This window comes from Actinoplanes sp. NPDC049681 (assembly GCF_044465265.1).
Classification (GTDB): Bacteria; Actinomycetota; Actinomycetes; order Mycobacteriales; family Micromonosporaceae; genus Actinoplanes.
The window spans coordinates 239,588-261,087 of the sequence record NZ_JBITLP010000003.1 but is presented as its reverse complement, the minus strand read 5'-3'; the positions used below and the strand labels follow the sequence as shown (position 1 = coordinate 261,087).

Below are 21,500 nucleotides of genomic sequence, written 5' to 3'. Positions count from 1 at the left end.
CTTGCCAGCATGGTCCATAGAGTTCCGGGGCCCTGACGAGCCTACGCCGCAACGGGGATTGTGAGGACTTGGACATGATGCCCTGCGATAGTCGCCTCACCGATCAAGCGCGTGCAAAGTGCTCGCAAACTCTTCCACAAGAGTGCGTTCTGATAGTTTTCGATGTCGGCTGGAACATGATCCAGCAAGGTTCGGGAGCACACCACGATGAGCTGGTCCTTGCACCGCGAGAAGGCGACATTCGACCGGTTAAGATCAAGCAGGAACTCCGCCGAAGCTGCAATAGCACTTGGTTCACTTGCTGTACCGGAGACCACAACGACAGGGCGTTCGCCGCCTTGAAGCCTCTCCACCGTATCTACCAGGCTCACGAGGGGCGAACCCTCCAGTGTGGATTTGAGAAGTGACCTCTGCGCTCTGTGAGGCGTAATTACAGCCACGGAATCGCTGGCCGGGCCACCCTCCGTCGGCGCAGCCTCGAGAATTCCGGCGATCAGGAGCGCTTCGAAGTCGTTGCTTTGCCTACTCTCCCGTTCGTCATGCAGAACGAGATACAGACCTGGGCCTTCTGCCCACACGGAGGCAAGACCGGCCGCTACGGGATCCGAGCCAGCAACCCCGGCTACGCCGGTTGGCGTCTGATCGGCGGTGTCGGCGGCTACTCGTGTGAGACCCTGCAGCTGAATGTCGTCGAGCCTGTAGATCCTACTGATCAGTTCAACGATCGGGGGCGGCAAGCGGAATGTCAGCTCCAAAGCGCTTCGCGTCACGGACGCCGACGTCACGGACGGCTGATCTGCAATCTCCTTGACCGCGTTGTACGCACTTGCGAATGGCTGGTATGCAACGGCCGGCGGCCGGTCCTCGGTCTCCCAATCATGCGCAAGGATCGGAGACAATTGCCGGTGATCACCGGCGAGCAGCACTTCCCCATCGGGGTGAACGCACGTGGCGAGCGCCAGGAAGTGTGGGAAGACCATCATAGACGCCTCATCAACGATTAGTGCTCGAGCACTGAAGCCGCCTTGAGTTCGCCACGGATTTCTTTCACCAAGTTCTGCTGCCATCTTCAACAACGCAGCCGTGGTACCCGCTAGCACCAATACGGAACTCGACCTTTCCCTATTCACGGTTGTGGCACTCGGCTTCGCCGGCATGTCGATTCCCGCCGGGGCGATGAGGTTCTCGATAGGAGCAGAGGAGTGCACCTTTGCAAGTCGGATTTCCGGCAAAGGGCAGCCAGCAGCAGCGAACGTGGGAGCAGCCAACGGACGTACTTCATAGATCCGGCGGATAAGGGTATCAACCGCCGTGTGGGTATGCGCTGCCACTAGAACAATGTCTCCGGCCGTGTATCGAGCGGCCGCTCGACTGAGGATAGCCAGAGCCGTGGTTTGTGTCTTACCTGTACCAGGCGGACCCTGCAGCAGTTGGACTCTTGCATTAAGCCCGGCCATCACCGCATCGGCCTGGTCTTGAGAGAGGCTGTGCTCGCCTCTCAAACGAGCGGTTCTCACGGCACCATCGAGGCATTGTTGAACGGCGGCCTCGAGTTGCGGCTGCGGAGGCACCGCTGGATTATGGGGATCAAACCACTCCGTTGCGTGCAGCCCGTTGCCGCTTAGCAACCGCGCATCCACTCTCCCGGCGACGAAGTCGCTTACGGACTCGTCAAGTGTCGCATATTCAAAGACCGGACCGGGCGACGAACCCGTAGACGACATGAGGGTGTAACGGGTTGGGCGCATGAACATCTGCGTCAGGGCGACCACTCCCGAATCCCAGTCGATGTCCGAGATTCGGCAAGTTCGACCTCCACGCAAGAGCTGTCCGATGGTCTGGCCCCTCGAGGGATCCCCATTGTGAGGCGTCAGTCTCACGAAAGAGTCCACCCCGATTGAGGTCCGCGCTCGGAATTCTTCTGGCGTGAGACCGAACGCCTCAACATCGATGCTGGCTCGCAGAGAACGGTCCGGGAGCTGAATCACCTCTCGCACCGGCAAGGTTCGACCAGTGGGAACACGCACTCGAATAGACTGCAGATGCGTAGAAACCCAATCGGTGAGTTTCACCGCGTGGTCGAGGCGCAGGAAATCAACCGCGGCCGCCCTTGCGTCGTCTACCCCCAGCGTGAAGCGCTGCAGCTCGTCGATTACAAGACGCGGCTTCTCGATCTCCCTGTTCTTGAATCGAATGCGCTCCTCCACCCAACGGAGGGCGTGCGCCCGAGCCTTGAGATAGGCGTACAGGCGGCCCGGAAGAGAGGCTTGCTCGTATCGGCGAATCGCCTGCGCGAGCTGGGGCGCTATCCCTGCCGCGTTCGGGCTCGGGAGGCTTTGCCATACAGCGCGCCAATAAGGAGCCGGCAACGTGTCGTGGAACCGGGAGCGAATTTCAAAGCGGTGCTTCATCGACCCAGGAGCGTTCGCTCTCGCCCAGTTTCCGTCCGGGGCCAGGTCCAAGCTCGTCTTAAAGTCAAAAATATCCTGGGTGAAGACTCGGTCAAGAGGTACATCTGTGCCGGCTATGCGTCTCGTCCAGTGATATCGCTGGCCGAACCAAGTCAAACTCGTGACCACACCGAGCCCTCGACCGGTCCACGCCAATGCGTACCTTCGATCAACCTCGTCCTGCAAGCATGAGTAGATCAGCTGTTCCAGGCCCTCGCGGGAACCCATCAGCTCCCGTAACGCTCCAAGCAGACGAGAAGATGCGCGAGAGCATGCTTCTACCAACTGAGCCATCTCTGACCGTGACCACACGTAGAAGTGCAGCCTTGCAAGCCCGTCGCCAGCCCCGCCCTCCTCCGGATCGCCGGCGATCTCCGCGATCGCCTCGATGAGGCTGAATAGGAAGTTCTGAATGAGCCCTCGCTCCGCTCCCGTGTCCTCCTCGTACCGACCTGTCCACTCGCTAGCTTGAACCTGCACGATGTCACGGCCGCGCAGCGGTTGCATTTCCTTGACCGCCGCGCCATTCCCGTCGAGTCCCACTGTGACAAGTTCTCGAATGACCGGATCCGGCTCACTCACAGTGCTGCCGTCGTCACGACGGCGAGTGGTCTCTCGCCATCCAGTGTGTATTTCCCCCCGACTAGCAGTCAGGTGTGCCGTTAGAGCACCGATCCGATTCTCGGTGTAGTCGTAATCCACTCCGAGATAAATGCGAATCAGACGTTCACCGTTTGACTCATGTTCCGGAAGCTGACTTGACGGCGAATCAGGAAGGGCCTGAACCGGATAGTTGTCGCTAGCCTCGCCGGAGTGGTTAGCCGGCAGCGTAACGCGGCGAGCTCGAGCCGTATTGATCAGCCGGTCAAGGCTTTCCGGGAAGGCAGGATCTGCGCGGAGAGCGTTAGCAACGTCCGATGCGGCATCTAGTTCAGCCAGGTCGTCAATCGTCTCGACGCCAGCAGATCGCAGCGCCCTAGCGGCGCTTACGCTCATCCCGAGGAGTTCGTGCCTTCGGAGGCGAGCACTCTCCGGTAGACAATGTACGTTGAATACGCATCCATCGCACTTTTGATCGATTTGGTAACTCAGATCATGCAGTGGCGTGTCGTCGACGTAGGCGAGGGTGCCGCCCTCAGCGAGCAAATGCAGGAGATCAGAGTCCTCCATATCTACGTCGAACGGCTCCAATTCGAGGATGCTTTGATTGGTATTTGTACTCTCGTCCACTCGCGCTACGACAACCTCGACGTCTTGAGGCGACAGGGCGCAGCCGCCAACCGACACCGAACTTTCGGACAGACATCGTTTGACAAGTCTGGCATAAAGTGCCACCTGCAGGCGCTGATATGTCCGATCGCGACGACTGGCCTTGCACTCCACGATACGCACCACTGGCCTATCGTTACGCCATAGTAGAAGCAGGAAGTCCGCGCGGCCCTCAACCTGGAAGGCTCCTACACGGCCTTCCAGTCGCACCTCGCGCGCATAACCCTCAACACCCGGATCGAGGCGAGTGACCGCCTCAACGAAATCCGACCAAGCCGGATTCGGGTCATCATCATCCGCTGGTCTTCCACCAACGAGGTCAACCAATCCGGCCTCTGCGAGACTCTCCGCCCATTCGTCCTCGCGGCGATGACCCTCGAGCTGGAGAACAACATCCAATGTGTTGAATAGCCGCTCATAGAACGGTAAACGCCGAGCTTCGTGCCGGCGGTTGATCTCGAGCTTGAACCTACGCTCGCATGAGCGATGCCTAACGTATTCCCCGATCTCGCTGACCCTGAGGGTAGGTCGCTGCGGAAGCGCTCGCTGGTCCGACGGGTCCACGGGTGTGGCACCAGCTGTAGGGTCCGCAGTCATCATCCAGCTCCAGTTGGTCCATCGAGTAAGGACTGCCACGCATCGTAGTCAGGTTGCGGCAGTCCGTGTTAGTCCTCTTCTAGCGGACCAAGCTACAGCGAGGGTCTGACAAGCCTTGGCCAGCATGGGCTCGGCCGTCTACGCGAGCGCGGCGGTCAGCCGTCGCACGGAATCAGCAGCCAGGTCAAGACACCCGGGCCGCATGAAGGAAGGATCTTCACCTTTAGGGCCCGTGATTGATTAGCGCCCACTGCTCGGCTCGGCAATCGCGGTCTTGATACCCGGCCGTCACGCGTGGGAGAAGCATTTGGGTCAGTCGTAGCATCCGTGCGTTCTTGGCGACGCCTCGGCGGTCGACGGCCATTGATTGAGAGCGCGCGACCGATGTAGTTGAGTTCGTCAGCGTTCGATCGGCGATGGCGCCGATGCACGCCAGCTGGCCTTGCACTCACCCGTAAGCGCATCGCACTACCGGCATCGGACACCATCCACGCGGACCCCGCGAGCATCGCGGGCGCGTCGCCGCGTGCTTCAGCGCCCTTCGTGGCCGTACACCACACCACCGAACCCGCCGGCGGCAAGGGGCGGGGCTGACCTGCAATCTGGCCCGAGGCTTCACTCGCCGCGAGATCGCCGAGCAACGAGAGGGGCCGCGGGACCAACAGTATCTGTCAAAGGGCTGCCCCTAGCGCGCCATGGTTTCCGCATGGCGCTGAACGTTCCACGAAATGAGATGGCCAGATTCGGGTCCATACAGACCCGGCCTAATTTTGGATAGTGTCCACCCAGGCGAGTGCCGAACAATCGAGTCTCTCTTGAGCGCGAGTCACGGCTACATATGAAAGCATCGCCGACTCATCCGCGAGTTGTTGGTGCTTCCCGTTCCCCATTGTGCTCGACCGCCTGAAGTCGTCCGCGATCCTGACGGCCTTCCACTCGCGCCCCTTGACCTTATGCGTCGTGGAGATCGTTACGTCTTGCCGGCCCTCGTCGACCAGTGCGTCCGTTGCCTTCAGGATAGTGTCAGGACCGTAGTCCATGATCAGTTGCACTGACGGCCTCAGGCTAGCGCCTCCCTCTTCATTCATCGCGTACTGTACGACCTCGTCCCAGGACTGGAAGGCATATAGCTCACGATGCTGCGTTCGCTTGCCAGAAAGGAGATGAATAGCAGCCTCGGCAAGGTTCCTCATCTCCCAGCCTCCGCCCATAAGGAAGGGCTTTAGTCCGCTATCGAGAGCGGACAAAACTTCGCGCATCGCTTGGGCATTAGTGCGACAGAGAACAGCATCCACTGCATCGCACGCACCGACTGCCGAGTCCACGTACGGCGATCCAGCAAGACGCTTATTTGTTCCCAGCACCTTAAGCCACTTATTGGCCTCGTCGGCGACCTCAGGCCCGAAACGCCAAGACTGAAGGAGATACAAGCGTTCCTCCGCTGGCCAACTCGCAAGGGCGTCGACAGCACCTCTCCAGCCATAGATGGCTTGATGACTGTCGCCAACGGCGATGCGCTGCACTTGCTGAGAGGTGAGGATCGACGCTATCAGGGGGTCTGCGTCCTGAGCCTCGTCAAACAGGAGATAGTCGCAGTTTAGCTTCGGCTCGGTGAGCGACCACATTTTCAAGTAATGGTCATGGACGAAAGGGATTCCGCCTCGAGGATCAACGAGATCTATCCAGATATCGACCGCAATTGCATGAATTCGACCAGCGAGGTATGCGGCGGCTTCGCCTTCTACACCCAAGGTGGCCGGTACGTGCTTCGGAAGGAGGGTGTCGTCCGCAGATCGGCAGAACTTGCCAACCGTTTGCATTGCGAGGCGAACCTGCTCTCGCTCATCGATCACGCGTCGATCGCTGAGCACAATCGGCGAGTCGATCGCGAGCATTGGGATGATAGCCCGGTACGGAAGCCGAAAGCCATCCAGCCGAGAAGCGTAACGGTGTCCAATCGACTCATAAGCAAGTTGGTGAGCGGTATAGCACTTAACATTTCCGGGGAAGCGTCGTTGGGCATTATCGACGATGGATCGGTTATAAGCCACATATATGCCCCGGCCTCCCATGGCTTTAGCGGCCATCTCCAAAGTCGTGGTCTTGCCCGTACCGGCACCTGCTTCAATGACAAGATTCGCTCCGCGGACACACGACTCGATGACCGCGATTTGTTCATCGGTTGGTTTGACGCTCCGACCCGCGGTCATCAGTGAAATAGCACGGCTTGCCAACTGCGGACCGCGCGCTGAGGCCGCGCCCTGCGCTCTTGGCGCAGCAACGCGATCGGGTCCCAACGAGATGCGGTTTCCGACACTAGCCGAGATGTGCAATGCAGAGGTGTCGGCCACGTCAGATCCTCGCGCTTGGTGGTGAACGTGGATGACTTGTCGGCACGGTGCGGTTCAAGTTTCAGCGACTATGACAGGATCGGCCGTTCTACCACTCAGGGCGAACCGTTCGGATGCCTTCCTTAATCGCATTGGGATCACTGGCAACACAGGACCCACACGCCAAGGCTCGACACGGTCACATCTCTTCGTGGGTGACCAGGCTGGCGCCGCATGCCCACCTTCCGCGCGGCTCGTGTCTTGATGGCTCGCCCGGGCCCGCGGCGGGTGCTCTCGAGCTGCTCACGCACGCGTAGACGCTGGCTGCGGCTAAATCAGACTCGATGGAACGCGCGAGCGGTTAGACCTCCAGGCTGGCGCACACCACTAGCCGCCTCCGAGCGGCACGCGCACGGGCAATTGGAAGATGGAGGTTCCGACTCCTCCCATCGGGGCGCAACCCACGGCGAAATGGGCGGCAGCCGGCGTGCAATCCACGACGAACGCGCGCGGTCAGCAGCCTTTGATCATGGGGACTGTAAAGCTGCACGCAGTACGCCTGGCAGGGGATTACTCATACCGGCGAAACGGGCGGAGCTGAAGGAGGTCAGCGGCGACACTCGGCTTGGTTGACGATGGGGGGCAGGGTGGGGGCGAGTTGGGGCCGCGAACCTCTGTCAGCCTGGTTCAGGCTCCGCCAGAATGGGTGGCCAGCATGGCCTGAGCTGGAGAAGGAGGCCGGAACCTTAGCCTGCATCGGGCGTTGACCTTGGTTGTGGTCCCGGGGATCGCGGTTCGAGTCCCCGTCGAACACCCCGTAGACGCTCTACAAGCGGTTGAACGGGTGTTCTACCAACTGACGCGTGCGGGTCAGGAACCGGGCGGCGTCGGCTCCGCGCGAGCGCTGAGGCGCCCCTCACGTGAAGGGCCTACCGGATCCGTACCGAGAAGCCAGGAAGGCGGCAAAAGCCGGGGTACGCCATGCCCGGTCAGCGCTGGTAAGCCGGCGGCGCCCCGGGTCGCCCTCCGGACGCGATGGCTCGGCGGTCCAACAAGTCCTTACCCTTGCCGTCATGTCTGATCTCGATGACACCACCTCATCAGCTCCAGAACCATTGGTGACGCACTACCTGTCTTCGCTGGACGAGACAATCGAGCACGTCCGAGCGGCCGACCTGTTGGGATTCGGCATTCAGCTTCGGTCCTACCTGGAGCCGACCGACGGCGACACCTTCACAGAGCGGTGGAGGCTAGAGATCCTCGCAGAGTCTCCGGTCGAGCAGGATGACGCGGAGCCCGAGGACTGAGTTAGCCGCCGTAGCCTTAGCTGGTCAGCCGCCGCACGGAGAATGCGCGGAGGACGATCGGGATCGGTGAGCTTCCGGTGCAGGTCAGCGGCGGTTGGACGCTTGGGCTGTAAATCCGTCGCGAAAGCTACAGAGGTTCGAATCCTCTACCCGCCACAGGCAAGCAGAACGGCCCCGAGAGCTGCGGAAACGCGCTCCGGGGCCGTTCTCGTTGAGTCCGGCTCAGTCCAGCAAGATCCGGCCGCCCATCAGCCTCCACGGGAACATGACGGGAACACTGATCTTGCGGTTGCCGCGGCATCGCCACGCCTCCTTCCCGCGGCCATCCCGTCCGCCGTCGAGCCACACATCGTGGAGCGGGCATGCCTCAGGGCGCCAAGGTGGAGCGCCCTGCTGGACGAACGACCTTGGCGCCCTGAGGCAGGTCTGCTCGGCTTCGCCTGGGCCGACGGTGGGCGGGATGGCAACCCATCCCAGAAGCCTGAGTGCTCCCGCCGGAGGCCTCGTCTGATCCGTGCGCCGTCGCAAAGATTGGCCGGCGCGCCGGCCGATGCCGGCGCTTGCGTTGCCAGCAGGCCGAGCGCGGCCGGCCGCGCTGCGCTTGCGCGGCGCCTTGATTCAGAAAAGATCAATTCGGCAGTACGAGACGCGGTACAGGTGTCCTCCGTCGATTGATGTGCGACACGCGTCCGCCAGGTGATGTGCGACAGCGGTCTGTGTCGGCACCTGTGTCCGCCAATCTTCGCTAGGCGTCGATGCTTCGGGTAGTGACCGCGGGCGCGGACGGCCTTGAGCCACAGCGACACGGCCGCGTGCCGCAGGTCCTACGGCCGGCGGCCGAGCGGCGAGCGCTGCTGAGCCGGTGTAAACCCCTTCTCCCTCGCCTTACGCCACGCGGTGTCGAGGCGTTGTTCGTGATCGGTTGGCCTGCTGTCGGCCGGTACGCGCCCCACGGCCCCGCCGGGTGACGAACAGACGCCCGTTGTCCCCGGCGGGATGAGCGGGGATGCGGCGGTCGAGCAGGTCGCAGGGGCGGCCGGCACGTCCCGGGTCGCCTTACGGCCGCCATCCCGGGCGCGTTGCAGGCCGAGGTACAGACCACCGATTCCGGCGAACAGCTCCAGAACGTTCAGCGGATCGCCGGTCATGCCGCCACCGTTGGGGGGCGCTTCGCACCGGCGGCGAGGGCGGACCGGACCGTGCACAGCGTATCGAACCGGATCAGCCCGATCGACACGCGACCTCTTCAAGCAGTGCGGCGGCTTGGTCGACGGGCAGCGCTCCCCCGGCGGCGAGCTGGCCGAGGAGCGACCGCGGAGAGGTGGAGCGTGTGGTTGTACTCGCCCTCGGCGGCGCGCGTAGCTGGTCGAGCTGCCCGCTGATCGCGGCGCCCAGGTAGGTACCGGCCCGACCGATCGGCAGATCTACGGCAACCCGGCAGCGATCTGGCGGGACTCCTCAACATCCGGGCCGTCAGCGGGCCATTCCGGCGGGCCACTTGAGGTCACTCCAGGCCACTCGATCGCTCGCAGACCTGTGAGCCAGGGTGATCACCACGGGGCCTTGTACGGTTCCCAAGCTGACAGGCGGTTCGATTCCCGTCAGCCGCTCCACGCACGGAAGCCCTGGTCGGGACCGATGGTCCGCCAGGGCTTCCGTCTTTGGTGGCTGAAGCACAACCTAATCGTCCATGTCCTGCGACGGACCGCCGTTGTTGCCGTCGTCCGCCCCTGCCGCGTTTTTGATCAGCTGCTCGAACTCGGGCATGACCGCGAGCACGCCTCGAGCAGCCGCCCGCGCGGCGTCGCGGAGGATCTCCGACGGGTATTCCACGTCGTCCTTGTCCAGGCGCTGCTTGGTCTGATCGAGGATCAGGAGGGCCAATCCGACCCCCAGGGCGTAACGCTCTCGGGGGCGACTCAGATCGTCGATGTCGCGGGAGCGGGCGCCAATGTAGTTCTTGAATGCTGGGTACTGCTCGTTGAGCTGAACCACCGGAATCTTGGCGTCGCCGAGGCCAGCGACGTGCTCGAAGCCTCCGATGGTAGCGGCCACGTCCGCAGCGCGGACGTAGTCCACGTCGCCGACGTCGACCTTCTCCCACTCGTCGACCGACTCATGGTCTGTCCAACGGAGCACAACCTCGTTGCCGGGTCCAGGCCCGTTCGACCCGTCGGGACCCCCGGTGGCACGGCGTCCGCTACCAGCGCCGCGACCCTGGATCTCCGCAACGACCTCGACCTTGGTCGTCCAAGTCAATTCCGGTCCAAGACCCCCTCCGGCGCGATGCCAGTCCCGCAGCGCCGCGGTCAGCTCGTACCGCCCTGTCGCGGCCGTCTCGGGCACCGTCAGCATGATCCTGACGCGGCCGGCTCGGCCGCGGCCGATGGTGACCTCGCGCTCGCCGATGTCGGGGTGGTCGGTGGTGACGACGAGAGTCCCCCGTTCATCGGCCCAGAACTGGTCTACGACGTCGACGACGAAGCTGACCGAGCGGGTCTTTCCCAGCTCGACCTTGATTTCGGCTGGGCCCTCGACCTTGGTGGGGTCGGGATGCAAGGTGATGGGGCGGCGGCCGCCACCAGGGCGACCGCCGCTGCGGCCGCCCTGACCGCGACCGCCGGCGGCACCGAAACCGGTGGCCTGGAATGCTGCGCCGATGCGGCGCCCCAGGTCGGCAGACAGGGCTTCGCCGCCGAGGCTGAGCGCCTCGCGGACCAGCCGGTCGTTTTCGTCCCTGAGTTCGTCCCAATCGCTCAGGAAGGCGCCGACCGCTTCCTCGAGCCGAATCGCGTCGTCGGTGCGAACCAAGTCGTTGCGGTCAGCCGTGAACAGGCTCGTGCGGACAAGGATGGGCAGCTCGTCGGTCTCGACTACAACGAGCACCCGATCGTGGATCTTGTGCAGCTTGGTACGGCGTCGGAACTCGGCGGGTGTCCAATGGTGGTGGACCTGCCCGTTCGACGTGAACAGCACCGCGTGGTCACGTGCTGCGAACTTGTCGATGCCGCTGGCCTCCCTGCGCTTGTCAAACAGCACAAACCTAACTGGGAGGTGCTGGGTCTGACCGGCGGCACGGAACGGGAGCACCTGCGAGGCCGACGGCAGCGCGGTCGCCGTTCCCTGCTCGAGTCGGCGCTCCAGACCGCGCAGAAGTGTGCTCCGACCGCGGTCGGTCTCGTTGGTGAAGAGCACCGGCATGACCGTCGCGAACAGACGCGTGTCGGCCACGGTGTTGAAGGAGCGCTCGTCGCGCTCGGTCTTCCTCTGGATGCCGTCGGTCCGGTAGGAGATCAGCGCCAGGTGGGTGCCGGGCGCGAAGCCGGGAACGTCCTCGGCCGGACACGTCCACGGTTCGGCGATGTCTCCAGCGTTCTCCCACGGAGCGTCGACCAGATACATCGCCGTCTTGCCCTTGGTGTTGCTGCGCCACTCCACGACCGCGATCGAGATCACGTCTGGCTCGCCGTCGGCGAGCAGGTCGGGATGGCGGCGGGTGACGAGCACGACTGCGCCAGCGTTGCGATAGGTCATCGCGCCGCCCATTCCGAACGCGCCCTGCAGATACAGCGCGTCTTCCTTGTGGCCACCGCCGAGCCGGAAGATGGTGCGGGCGATCATGTCCGGCGTCAGGCCGCAACCCATGTCCCGGAACACCGGCGTCAGACGCTTAGTCCTGCTGGCTGGTGGGTCGGACTCGCGCAAGCGGACGGTGGCCAGGCTTGCCACCTTGCGTTCCTCGATGCCGTGCAGCAGCGTACTGGCGGCCTCCTTGGGTGTCCTGAAGGGAACATCGGCGGCCGACCCGTACTCCTGCAACGCGAGCAGCTCGAGCACCGCGTCCTGCATGTTTGTGACCAGCTCGATGAGCTTGTAGTCGTAGGAACCCGCTGACCCCATCAGCCCGTGATTGTTCCAGGTGTCCGCCAGCGGTCGATATTCCTCGCTGCCCAGCGCTACGCGCAGCATCGACTGGACATTCATGGCATCCTGCACTGTTGCGGCAGCGAGCGCGGCGTTGACGATCTGTGCCGGAGTATTCATCGGGAAGATCCTGCCCCGATGATTTCCTCCTCCTGCGGCGACGTGTCCTTGGCGCGGACTTGACGTCCGCGCTGGGAGTCGACATTGAGCAGCGCGTCGGCGACGTTGTAGGCAAACTCCTTCGCGCCGCCGACCGCGAACCGTCCGAGAGCCTGGTTAGCCTTGCCCGCAATGCCGTCCCACGGATACTGGGTCCCCTTGGGCGTGGGAATAACTCGGTCCCAGCGGACGGACTCGAGGCGCTCGACGACCTCTACAACACTGAGGGCGGACACATCCTCGCGGCGGATGCCGTCCGGCATGCAGGCGTTGGCTAGGACCCCGATGCCCGCCATGATCGACGGCGCAGGCAGCACGGTGGTCTTGCGGCCGGCGGCGTCGAGGTACGGCTCGATCACCCGCACGATCCGGGCCCAGACGTCCGTCACGGCGGCGGTCAGCTGCTCCTCCCCGATCGACGTCGGCAGCTGGTAGGGCTTGGAGCCGAGCTGGATGCCGGGACGCCCCGCGACCGTGGTCAGCACTCCTTGGCGCAGCGCGGACAATGTGACCTGCTCAGGATCCTTCGCGCCGAGCTGTCGTGCGTTCGTAGCGACCCGGAGCCCGGCGGCGTCGATGACGCGGCGTGTCAGTGCGGTGACGGAGTCATACGAATCACGCTCGAGCGCCTCACTGCTGCTCATCTTCACGCCGTAGGTGTTGCGGTCGTGCAGCTGCTGCTGAGCCCACTCCGTCGGCTGCCCCGAGTGGATCACCACCGGGACGACGTAGTTGAGCACCTGCTCGTCGTCGGACTGAAGTAGATCGAACCAGGCGCATAGCTGGGTGTCCGAGTCGAAGGCGACCAGCTGCTCGCCCCACGGCAGGTACGCGGTTCCTCCGACGACTTCGATCGTCTCCGGGGTCCAGCCCTCGATCGGCGGCATAGAGCCGGCCCGGCGGCCAGTGATGGTCTCATGGATGTAGGCCCGGTACGCGGCGACGTTCTTCCGCTTCTTCGCCTGCGTCTTCATCAGCCTCTGCACGAGTTCACGCCGCTCCGCGAACTTACGTACCTGCGGCAGCGCCTGCAGGACGACCGGGTTCTCGGCGACATAGGGGTTCAGGAACACATTCGGCAGCTGCGCGACGCGCAAGCCGGTCAGAAACCGGTGCGGGTCGAGCAACGACAAGCCGGGCAGCGGAATGCCGTCCGGCACGGAGTTCGGGGCGGTCACCTGGCGTCTCCTCGCGGGCTTTCTCGTAGCTCGAGTGGAACTTCTCATAGCTCGAGTAGCAGATTAGCAGCTCGAGTAAGTGTGTCAATAACTCGAGTTGCCGAGATCGGCCGAAGCGCCCAGTCGAGGCGCCACCGATCGATGGATGTAGACGCCGGCCCGTCCCGCCGTGCCGTTGGAAGACCGACGCGCTGGCTTGCAGCTGCAGCCACCAGGCCACGGTGATGCCCGCCTCAGCCCCCCAGCGCGCTTCGGTCATCGCCGCCACCATTCGACAGGGTGGAGAACGTCTCCACGAGTCGAGTTTTTGATCTTAGAAAAGTGCTCCGCCGAGGCCACTCGAAACCCGACTTAGACTCGGCCACACGCATAGGGGAACCATCCAGACTGATGGTTGGCTTAGGTCCACCTTGCCGCCGGCGAGCCTGGCACCTTGAAGTCCATCGTCCCGCCGGAGAACTCGACATCGCCGAAGTCCACCGCGCTCTCCAGAGGGGGTCGTTGGCGCGACGCAGACCGTGCGCTGAGGCTGGCGTCAGGCGGAGTCTTCCGCGTCCGAGCCGTCGTCCACCAGGCCACAGATGAAGGTGATATCGCCAGAGCGGACCATCTCGGCAACCGCCTCCATCATCGACGGCACGCCTGGCCTCGGCACGATGACCTGATCCGAGCACCAGAAGTACCGGCCGCCGCCGGTCTCCCCCGTCTGAGCATCTTTACGGAGGAGCGCGTCGATAGCCTCCGTCGTGAAGAAGGTCGCGTACCGGTGCGAGCCGTCGGGCAAGTAGATGTGCGCGTCGACGTTGTTCACCGTGTCCGGAGTGTCGTCGCCGCCCAGCATGAAGTGGACGACCACACCGTCCCGCTCCTCGACATGTCCATACGCGGCACTCGAGGTTCTGCGCCCGTTGGGTGCATCGTCGCCTGCCATGGTTCCCACTATGCCGAAGGCGGCGTCAAGCATCCTGGATCCACACTCCGCCGGCCCGGGAAACCGTTAGGAAGCTCGGCGTTCCAGTAGTGCGTCGAGGTCGTCGAGGGTTGGTACGAACCAGACGTGGTCCCGCTCGTTCGACTCGCGGACCAGGTCACGCAGCGCGTCGCTCGCCGCGGTGTGAGCCGAGATGTCTCCCACGATCGCGAGCCGGATCCGGTAGTTGACGAACTTCTGCATGATCTCGCCGGCCAGTCCGCTTCGCAGCCGGAAGAACTGCTCGTCCAACCGCTCCGCGGCGATGGCCACCGTGTCGGCCCGGCCGAACGCCGCCCCGATCACGTCCAGCGCATCCTGGACCTCGCAGATCGTCGCGCCCGGGTGCTCGCAGAACAGGACGGGGACTCCGGCGCGCTCGATCAACTTCTCCATAGTTCCCTAAACTACCCTCAAGGCGGAATTTAGGGAAGGTTGAGTCGTCGGCGGATGTCGGCCTTCAGGGTTTCCGGCAGGCCTTCGACGTCCAGGTATGCGGCCAGCCGCTCGGGTTCGTGCATCCAGGCGCGGAATCCGTCGGCGATCGTCACGCCGTGGCCCGGGCGGTGCACCACCGTCACCCGATCACCGGCGCGGACGTCGCCCGGGGTGACCACTCGCAGGTACGCCCCCGGCCGGTTCTCCGCGGCGAACCGCTTCACCCAGCGCGGTTCGCCCATCCTCCATTGGAAGGTGGCGCACGGGATGCGTCCGAACGTCGTCTGCAGCACCAGCGTGTCTCCGATGCGCCACTGTTCGCCGATCTCGGCGCCGCAGACATCGACGTCCACTGTGGTCAGGTTTTCGCCGAAGATGCCGCCGGGCAGGGCGCGCCCGAGTTCTTTCTCCCACCAGTCGTAGTCTTCGCGGGCGTACGCGTAGACCGCTTGGTCGTCGCCGCCGTGGTGCTTGATGTCGAAGATCAGGTCGCCGGCCAGGCCGCTTGCCTTGTCGGGCGGCAGACCTTTCGGGCCCGGCGCTCGTACGGCGACCGCGTGGGTGACGGGCTGCTTGTTGATGCCGGTCGTGCCGACGTTCTTGGCGTCGCTGTGCTCGGGCACCGCGAGGTTGACCTGCAGGACGCGGCTCATGATGCGAACTCCACCACCGATCTGTCTTCCAGGGGTACGTAGCCCAGCCGTTGGTACAGGGCGTTCGAGGTCGGGTTGGCGAGATCGGTGAACAGCACCACCTCGGTGGCACCGGCCTCCCGGGCGGCACGGCTGATCGCGGTCGTGACGGCGCCGGCGTATCCGCGGGCGCGGTGCTCCTGCGGGGTGTAGACGGCCTGGACGCGGACCATGCCCGACTCCGGCCGGGTGAGCGAGGCCATGGAAACCGGCACGCCGCCGGTCTCCCACACCAGGATGCCGCCGTAGGAGAGCCGCTCGTCGACGAAACGCTCGACCTCCGGGTCGTCCTCGCCCACCTCGCGGAAGAACTCCTCCGTCCAGCGAACGAGCAGGTCGCGGGGTGCGCCCACGCGAGGCCTCCCGGGCGCCGGCGGCGTGGGCGGCACCAGCTCTCCCAGCCGGTAGAGGCGCTGCCGGCCGCGTACCTTCGCCGTTGCCCCGGTGCGGCGTCGCCACTGGGCCGCGAAGGCTTCCACCGCGGCGTCCGGGCCCGAGATGCCGGGAAGGTCGTCGCCGAGCAGTCCGGCCAGCGCGGTGGCGGCGTCCGGGGACATCGCCGACAGCACCGGTGGCCGGGGTGGCGTGCACAGGACCGCCGCCTCCTCGCCGTCGTGCCACCCGAAGAAGGGGTCACCCGGGCCGTACACATGCGGACCTTGGATCCGTACGGTGTCGGCGATCGTCAGCAGCAACGTGTTCTGCACCGGGCGGGCGCGCAGGAATGCGCCCGCCGCCGCCAGGAATTCGTCGACGTTCCCCGTGATGTGCCAGGCCATGGACGCGATTCTTACAGACCCCAGGCCTTCGCGATGCGGGCGAGCGAGTCACGCCGGGTCGCGGAGTCGTAGACCGCTCCGGCGAGGATCAGCTCGTCGGCGCCCGTGCGTTCGACCAGCGCGTCGAGGCCCGTGATCACCTCGTCGGCGGTGCCTGCGTACTGGGTGCCGGGAAGCTGGTTCAGCACGCTGCGGTCCAGTTCGGACAGTTCGATCGACGCGGCCGCTTCCGGGGAGATGATCGGGCCGAGGCGCCCGGTGCGCAGGCTGAGCGCCATGATCCGGCTGGGCCCGGCGAGGTAGCGCGCCTCCTCGGTGGTCTCGGCGGCGAGGACCGAGGCGCTGATCATGAGGTGCGGCTCGGGGAAGCGCGGCGACGGCTGAAAACCCGAGCGATACAGGTGTACGGCGGAGTCCACGTCCCCGCTCATGGCGAAGTGGTACGCGTAGCAGAACGGCAACCCCAGCGCGGCCGCCACCTGGGCGCCGTACGTGGACGAGCCCAGCATCCAGACCTCGGGGAACGACTGCGGCACGGGTGTGGCCCGCAGGTGCTCGATCCGTTCCGGGGCGACCCGGCCGTCGCCGAGCAGGGCGAGCACCATGCCGAGGTGATCCGGGAACTGCTCGACGGCCAGGCGCGGCGACACCCCCCTCAGCGCGGCGGCGGTGGCCTGATCGGTGCCGGGCGCGCGGCCGATGCCCAGGTCGATGCGGCCCGGGTGCAACGCCTCGAGCAGCGCGAACTGCTCCGCGACGACGAACGGCATGTGGTTGGGCAGCATCACGCCGCCGGAGCCGACCCTGATCCGGCGGGTGTTCGCGGCCACGTGGGCGACCAGCACCGGCGGCGACGTCGAGGCGACGGCCGGCATGTTGTGGTGCTCGGCGACCCAGAAGCGCGAATAGCCCAGCTCGTCGGCGGCCTGGGCGATCTCCGTCGTCCCGCGCAGCGCGTCGGCGCTGTCGTGCCCCTCACGCACCGTGGCGAGATCGAGGACGGACAAAGGTATGCGGCTCACTTGTCGACCCTAGCTCCGCCCGCGATCGGCCCCGCTCGTACTCGGCGCATGAGCTTGGACACAGAGCGCGAGGTCAGCGGCGGCGCCGGCGCCGGATCGTCTGCACGCCGACGGTGGTGACGGCCAGGGCGGCGCCGGGCACCAGCAGCCAGACCGGCCACGGATAGAGGTCGCCCGCCACGGTCGTCGCCACGATGATCCAGACCGCCAGGTTGACGGCCGCGACGGAACCCCAGATCGTCCAGAGCACCATCAGCGCCGTCGGCAGCCGGCGGGCCTCCCGCCGCACCTCGTCGGCCCGGCGGCCCTTCACCTCGGCGGCGCTCTGGCCGGGTTTCGGCAGGTCGGCGACGAGCGGCATGAGATCCGCGTAGGTGCGGGCGGCGTACACGTCGCGCACCCGCTCGTCGTACTCGGCGAGCGACAGCCGGCCCTCGTCGAGCGCGGACTTCAACTGCTCGGCAACGGTGTGCCGGTCGGCGTCGGCAGCCCGCATCGACTCGATTTCCCGCCGCGCGACTTCCTTCGCCATGTGCGTAAGGCTAGAGGAGGGAGGCAGCGATGAGCTACGAGGAAGTGGTCCGCAGCCTGCGCGGGATCTACGACGCCCGCGCGGCCGAGCGCGAAGCGATGACCAAGTACGACTGGAAACTCGAGGAGCGGGCGGCTTTCCTGGACCGCCTGCGCACGACGGAGGCGAGAACCCTGCTCGAGGTCGGCGCCGGGACCGGCCAGGACGCCGAGTTCTTCGCCGCGGCCGGCTTGAGGGTGACCGCGATCGACATCTCTCCGGCCCAGATCGCGTACTGCCGGAAGAAGGGCCTGAACGCGGAGGTACGCCACGTCCTCGACCTCGGCTTCGGCCCGGGCACGTTCGACGCGGTGTGGTCGATGAATTGCCTGCTGCACGTACCGAATGCGGATCTGCCCCGGGCGCTCCGGGCGATCCGTGCGGTGCTGACGCCGGGCGGCCTGTTCTTCCTGGGGTTGTGGGCGGGCGACGGCACCGAGGGCGTCATGGAGGACGACGGGCGGTTCTTCTCCTTCCGTACCGATGAGCAACTGGTCTCGGCAGCCGTGGAATCGTTCGAGGTGGTCGACTTCCACGTGATCGAGCACGGCTACCGCTTCCAGGCGCTGACGTTGGCGCGCCCGCCCGGCTAGGACCTCAGGCCGACGCCACGTCCTTGCGCAACGAGACGATCAGCTCCGCGACGTCGTCCCGGGTGAGCTCGGCGGTCCACATCGACTCCGTCAGGTTCAGGACGATCACCAGGTTCTCGGCGGGGGCGTACTGGATGGTCGCCTGTCCGCCGTTGTGCCCGATCGCGCTGTAGACCGGCTTGCCGTCCTTCAGCGAGCAGGGACACGTCGGGAAGGCGCCCAGGCCGGTGGAGAACTTGTTGTCGACACTGAGCATCTCGGCGAGCCACTTCGGCTTCAGGATCGTCTTGCGCCGGTACAGGGCATCCGCCCAGGCCATTTGATCCTTGACCGTGGAGACGACGCCACCGGCCGAGAAGCCGGCCCATCCGGCGGTCGGCGTCTGGTCCAGCCGGGACTCCGTCATCCCCGCCGGTCCGAAGATCCGCTCGGCGAGCAGCTGCTCGTACGTCTTGCCGGTGAGCTGCTCGGCGAGCAGGCCCAGCGTGAGATAGCCGGAGTTCGAGTAGCCGACCTGCGTGCCCGGCGTCCACTCCAACGGCTCGTCGACGATCAGGCGCAATGCCGTCACGGCGGTCAGCGGCTGACTCTTCGCGGCCTGGTACGCCTTGCTCGTGTCGTACGGCTTGATGCCGGCCGTGTGGTTGAGGATCTGCCGGATGGTGACCTTCCCGGCGTACGGAAGGTTCGGGACCGCGTTGAGCTTCGGCAGCTTGTCCTCCAGCGAGATCTTCCCCTCCTCGACCAGCTGCAGGATGATCGACGCCGTCATGGTCTTGGTCACGGACGTGACGGGGTAGGCGGCCTCGGCCTCGAGGGCGCCGCCGTCGGGCTTGGCGCCGCTGGCCAGGACGACCTGCGAGCCGTCCTGCAACGACAGGCCCACCTGCACGCCGTCGACCTTCTTCTTCGCCCGCCAGGCGTCGACCGTCGCAAGAACCTTGCCGTTCAGCGAGTTGTCGGCGCCCGCGGCCTCCGCCGCGACCGGCTCCGGCTCGGCAGCCGGCGCCTCCTCGGTCGTGTTCGAGAAGTCGACCACGTCCGGCTTGCCGGACGGCGCCGGCGGCAGTGCGAGCGCCGCACCGGCGGCAGGCGCGTCGGTCTTCGCCTTCTCCGGCACCCCTCCGGCGCCGGAAGGGAGTACGAAGGCGACCACGACCACGGCGATGACACTGCCCAGGCCCAGCGCCTGGGTGCTCGACATCGACCGGCGCAGCCATCCGCTGAGCTTGGTGAAGAGCTGGGCCGTACCGGGCGGATCGTCCCGTCCCGGCCACCACTGCGCGGGACGCCCGGCCGCGTAGTCCTCGGCACGGCCGAAGAGCACGCAGAACACCACGGTGAGGATGCCGACGATCGGCAGCACCATCGGCTTCGGCAGGTCGGGCACGAGGTGCGCACGGATCCAGTACGCCCCCACGATGGCGATCGGGTGCCACAGGTACACGGTCATCGACCGCCGGCTCAGCCACCGGATGATCGGCCCCGCGATGGCGTTCAGCGAGAGGTTGCCGATCCACCGCTCGGCGGCCAGGAAGACGCCGAGCCACGCGATGCCCATGAACAGCAGCAGCGGATAGGAGTTGTTGACCACCATCCCCTGCACGCCGACGACCTTGACCCAGATGAAGGCCGACACCCCGGCCACCGCCGCCCACTCCAGCCGGGCCCGCTGGTTCAGCTGCGAGATCATGCCGTCGCGGTGGCTGAACCCCAACATCCAGAAGAAGCTGTACGTGCAGATGTCGCCCGCGTACCACTTCACGGAGTCCCATCCGGCGGGCGCGACGTCCGCCGTGCGGTTCAGGTAGTCGACGATGAAGACACCGGCCATCGGGACGAGCAGCACCTTCAGCCCGAGCCGCCGCTGCGCCGCGCGCATGAGCGGAGTCAGCAGCATCAGCCACAGGTAGCAGCGCAGATACCAGAGCGGCGTGGTGGCCCACCCGGCCTCCCACGGCGGCCCGTGCGGGTCGGCGAGCGGAAAGATCCACGGTACGAGCGCGCCGACCGACAGCTTCGTGTCGGCCCCCGGCGACATCCGGTGCACGACGGCGAGGACGGTCAGCACAACCCCGCCGAACACCCAGAACGGGATCAGCAGCCGGCGCAATCGTGCTCGCAGCACCGTCCCGGAGGAGCGGCGGTCGAGGCTGTGCGCGAGCAGGCTGCCGCCGATGAAGAACATGGCGGGCATCGAGGCGACGACCCAGCTGATGATCGCCGAGGCCAGGGTGTGCCAGACGATGACCCGGACGAGCGAGATGGCCCGCACGTTGTCCAGGAAGGTGTCACGCCGCTTCCCGGCAGCGGGCGTCGCCGCCGTCGGCGTCTCAGGGGCGCGGTGGGTCCGGCGGGGGGCGAGGACTTCCGCCGTCATGATGTCGCCTTCGGGCTGGGGGTGGCTTGGGCCGGGCTCGCCGAGGGCTTCGGGGTGGTGGTCGCCGTACCCGCCGAGCCGGTGGTCGTCGTGGAGACCCACTGCGACGGGTCGTCGGCCGCCCGGCGAGGGATGAGGACGAGGCGGCTGTAGTCGCCTGAGGTCGTACCCTTCACCTCCACCTGCCAGACCACCGTCTCGCCGGCGGGGAGCTCCCGCAGCCGGCCCTTGCGGGGCTTGAGCAGCGTGAGCAGCCAGGGGTTGAGGTCCTTCGGGGCCACCCCGTCGAGGTCGGCCGAGAAGACGAGCCCGCGGTCCGGCAGGTAGCCGCCGTTGACCCGCACGGTCTCGGGAGCGGTCGCGGCTGCCTTGATGACATCGGTGGCCGTCTGCTGCCAGGCCTCGGGGGTGCCGTTGGCGCCAGGACGGATCACGACATACGCCGCCACCGCGACGGCGACGACCAGCAGGGCCCACCGGATCCAAGGACTGACGAGGGCCGTGGATTTCGGTACGGCGGCCGGGGCAGGGGTCGGCGTATTGAGGTCCGGAGCCGGGACTTGCGGGGGCACGATCACATCGGGCGCCGGCATGGCGGCGGGGATCGGCGGGACGGCGGCTTCGGTCGGCGCGAATACCTGAGGCGGGTAGCCGACGGCATAGGCCTCGGGCGTGGCTTCGGCGGCGTGGGCGTGGGCGTGCGCGAAGGTCTGCGGCGTGGGGTCTACGGCGAAGGCGGGGGGCGGTGCGACCGGCGGGTATGACGGCACGGGGTTTGAGGCCGGGGCCACCGGTGGGACGTCCCAGTAGGGGGACGCTCCCACAAGATCAGTCTGGCCTG

15 protein-coding genes are annotated in these 21,500 nt (G+C 65.7%); 2 read left to right on the top strand and 13 right to left on the bottom strand.

The genetic code is table 11. The features are described 5' to 3' along the window. Positions 1-41: 41 nt before the first annotated feature. Complete coding sequence (locus ACIBO8_RS10980) at positions 42-4,283, bottom strand: AAA domain-containing protein (RefSeq protein WP_396114979.1); 4,242 nt, start codon at positions 4,281-4,283, stop codon at positions 42-44. 797 nt (positions 4,284-5,080) lie between these two features. Beyond that, positions 5,081-6,667, bottom strand: a complete 1,587-nt coding sequence (locus ACIBO8_RS10975; protein WP_396114978.1) for a UvrD-helicase domain-containing protein — start codon at positions 6,665-6,667, stop codon at positions 5,081-5,083. Positions 6,668-7,719: 1,052 nt separating this feature from the next. Here ACIBO8_RS10975 and ACIBO8_RS10970 point away from each other — a divergent pair. Beyond that, entirely contained in the window at positions 7,720-7,953 is a 234-nt protein-coding gene (locus ACIBO8_RS10970; RefSeq protein ID WP_396114977.1) for a hypothetical protein, read from the top strand. Between the two features lie 824 nt (positions 7,954-8,777). On the opposite strand, the gene ACIBO8_RS10965 is transcribed toward ACIBO8_RS10970, so the two are convergent. The 9 genes from ACIBO8_RS10965 to ACIBO8_RS10925 all read right to left on the bottom strand — a co-directional run bounded on the left by ACIBO8_RS10965 (position 8,778) and on the right by ACIBO8_RS10925 (position 17,647). Further along, positions 8,778-9,101 (bottom strand): hypothetical protein, encoded by a 324-nt coding sequence (locus ACIBO8_RS10965; protein WP_396114976.1) that lies wholly within the window; start codon positions 9,099-9,101, stop codon positions 8,778-8,780. 532 nt (positions 9,102-9,633) lie between these two features. After that, the gene (locus ACIBO8_RS10960; RefSeq protein ID WP_396114975.1) at positions 9,634-11,997 is read right to left on the bottom strand and encodes a hypothetical protein; all 2,364 of its coding nucleotides are present in this window, start codon (positions 11,995-11,997) and stop codon (positions 9,634-9,636) included. Beyond that, complete coding sequence (locus tag ACIBO8_RS10955) at positions 11,994-13,214, bottom strand: hypothetical protein (RefSeq protein ID WP_396114973.1); 1,221 nt, start codon at positions 13,212-13,214, stop codon at positions 11,994-11,996. The genes ACIBO8_RS10960 and ACIBO8_RS10955 overlap by 4 nt, the downstream gene beginning before the upstream one ends. A 535-nt stretch (positions 13,215-13,749) precedes the next feature. Beyond that, positions 13,750-14,178 carry a hypothetical protein gene (locus ACIBO8_RS10950; protein ID WP_396114972.1) on the bottom strand — a complete coding sequence of 143 codons (429 nt, stop codon included), beginning with the start codon at positions 14,176-14,178 and terminating at the stop codon, positions 13,750-13,752. Between the two features lie 33 nt (positions 14,179-14,211). Further along, a complete protein-coding gene (locus ACIBO8_RS10945) occupies positions 14,212-14,580 on the bottom strand; it encodes a DUF4180 domain-containing protein (RefSeq protein WP_396114971.1) in 369 nt (122 codons plus the stop codon). Between the two features lie 29 nt (positions 14,581-14,609). Beyond that, positions 14,610-15,275: an MOSC domain-containing protein gene (locus tag ACIBO8_RS10940; RefSeq protein ID WP_396114970.1), complete on the bottom strand. Its 666-nt coding sequence runs from the start codon at positions 15,273-15,275 to the stop codon at positions 14,610-14,612. Continuing rightward, complete coding sequence (locus ACIBO8_RS10935; protein WP_396114969.1) at positions 15,272-16,093, bottom strand: GNAT family N-acetyltransferase; 822 nt, start codon at positions 16,091-16,093, stop codon at positions 15,272-15,274. The genes ACIBO8_RS10940 and ACIBO8_RS10935 overlap by 4 nt, the downstream gene beginning before the upstream one ends. Before the next feature lie 11 nt (positions 16,094-16,104). Further along, positions 16,105-17,115 (bottom strand): LLM class flavin-dependent oxidoreductase, encoded by a 1,011-nt coding sequence (locus ACIBO8_RS10930; protein ID WP_396114968.1) that lies wholly within the window; start codon positions 17,113-17,115, stop codon positions 16,105-16,107. A 73-nt stretch (positions 17,116-17,188) separates the two neighbouring features. Continuing rightward, complete coding sequence (locus ACIBO8_RS10925) at positions 17,189-17,647, bottom strand: DUF1707 domain-containing protein (RefSeq protein ID WP_396114967.1); 459 nt, start codon at positions 17,645-17,647, stop codon at positions 17,189-17,191. 29 nt (positions 17,648-17,676) lie between these two features. Here ACIBO8_RS10925 and ACIBO8_RS10920 point away from each other — a divergent pair, with 29 nt between their 5' ends. Beyond that, a complete protein-coding gene (locus tag ACIBO8_RS10920) occupies positions 17,677-18,279 on the top strand; it encodes a class I SAM-dependent methyltransferase (RefSeq protein ID WP_396114966.1) in 603 nt (200 codons plus the stop codon). A 4-nt stretch (positions 18,280-18,283) separates the two neighbouring features. On the opposite strand, the gene ACIBO8_RS10915 is transcribed toward ACIBO8_RS10920, so the two are convergent. Next, entirely contained in the window at positions 18,284-20,659 is a 2,376-nt protein-coding gene (locus ACIBO8_RS10915; protein WP_396114964.1) for a serine hydrolase, read from the bottom strand. Beyond that, complete coding sequence (locus ACIBO8_RS10910) at positions 20,656-21,483, bottom strand: hypothetical protein (protein ID WP_396114963.1); 828 nt, start codon at positions 21,481-21,483, stop codon at positions 20,656-20,658. Before ACIBO8_RS10910 ends, ACIBO8_RS10915 begins: the two co-directional genes overlap by 4 nt. Between the last annotated feature and the right edge of the window lie 17 nt (positions 21,484-21,500).

Bases quoted from the DNA above. Each gene is read 5' to 3' on its own strand.
- ACIBO8_RS10970 (WP_396114977.1), top strand. From the start codon at position 7,720: ATGTCTGATCTCGATGACACCACCTCATCAGCTCCAGAACCATTGGTG.
- ACIBO8_RS10965 (WP_396114976.1), bottom strand. From the start codon at position 9,101: ATGACCGGCGATCCGCTGAACGTTCTGGAGCTGTTCGCCGGAATCGGT.
- ACIBO8_RS10960 (WP_396114975.1), bottom strand. From the start codon at position 11,997: ATGAATACTCCGGCACAGATCGTCAACGCCGCGCTCGCTGCCGCAACA.
- ACIBO8_RS10950 (WP_396114972.1), bottom strand. From the start codon at position 14,178: ATGCTTGACGCCGCCTTCGGCATAGTGGGAACCATGGCAGGCGACGAT.
- ACIBO8_RS10945 (WP_396114971.1), bottom strand. From the start codon at position 14,580: ATGGAGAAGTTGATCGAGCGCGCCGGAGTCCCCGTCCTGTTCTGCGAG.
- ACIBO8_RS10940 (WP_396114970.1), bottom strand. From the start codon at position 15,275: ATGAGCCGCGTCCTGCAGGTCAACCTCGCGGTGCCCGAGCACAGCGAC.
- ACIBO8_RS10935 (WP_396114969.1), bottom strand. From the start codon at position 16,093: ATGGCCTGGCACATCACGGGGAACGTCGACGAATTCCTGGCGGCGGCG.
- ACIBO8_RS10925 (WP_396114967.1), bottom strand. From the start codon at position 17,647: ATGGCGAAGGAAGTCGCGCGGCGGGAAATCGAGTCGATGCGGGCTGCC.
- ACIBO8_RS10920 (WP_396114966.1), top strand. From the start codon at position 17,677: ATGAGCTACGAGGAAGTGGTCCGCAGCCTGCGCGGGATCTACGACGCC.
- ACIBO8_RS10915 (WP_396114964.1), bottom strand. From the start codon at position 20,659: ATGACGGCGGAAGTCCTCGCCCCCCGCCGGACCCACCGCGCCCCTGAG.